Origin of the sequence: Tsukamurella sputi (genome assembly GCF_007858445.1) — a bacterium.
Classification (GTDB): Bacteria; Actinomycetota; Actinomycetes; order Mycobacteriales; family Mycobacteriaceae; genus Tsukamurella; species Tsukamurella sputi.
Window position 1 is genome coordinate 1 of record NZ_VIGV01000074.1, and the last position, 649, is coordinate 649.

Annotated in this window: 2 protein-coding genes; both read left to right on the plus strand. The window is 58.7% G+C overall.

The genetic code is table 11. The features are described 5' to 3' along the window. Positions 1 to 474: hypothetical protein (locus FK268_RS23215; protein WP_205124529.1), on the plus strand; the 474-nt coding region annotated here is incomplete at its 5' end. Next, positions 461 to 649: hypothetical protein (locus FK268_RS24860; RefSeq protein ID WP_205124530.1), on the plus strand; the 189-nt coding region annotated here is incomplete at its 3' end. The genes FK268_RS23215 and FK268_RS24860, both read left to right, overlap by 14 nt.

A 649-nucleotide genomic window follows, 5' to 3' on the forward strand; every position in this document is an offset into this window, starting at 1 on the left:
GGCACTTCATACCCCGAAGACCTCATGAAGCGGTACATCGAAGGACGACGCAAAGTCGACAGTGGAAGCTTCCCGCTGTACAGCCTCTGCGTCGCCTTCGGAACCCTCGCATCAATCATCCAACTCGCAGCAGGCGCACCCGAATCAATCGTCGTCACCACAAGCGGATGGTTCGCGTGGGCGTTCATCGGGTTGCAGCTCATCGGGTCAGCTTCGATCCTTGCAGCCCTCTATGTGACACGGCTTGACCTCGACGACTCACTCAAGCTCGAGCAGGTCGGCGCACTCTCACTCCTCGCCGCCTGCGCCACCTATGTCGCCGCCGTAGCAACCAACAACGGCGGCCCACCCACCACATTCGCCACATGGCTCGTCGTGGCATTCGGAACCTATCTCGGATTCAGGGCTGTAGAAATTCGGTCCATCCTCCGCGAACTTCTCAGCCAGGAGGACCAAGCAGATGGGGATACCTGAACTTGTCGCAGCGATGGTCGGGTCGGTCGCATTCGCCGAACTCATCCGATGGATCACAACGCGAGGGAAGACCAAACGCGAACTGCAAGCGTCCGACATCGACCTGTCGGAGCGAATCAGCTCGATCAACAAGCGTGAGTTCGAGTACATCGACGACAAGCTGCGAATCGTTCAG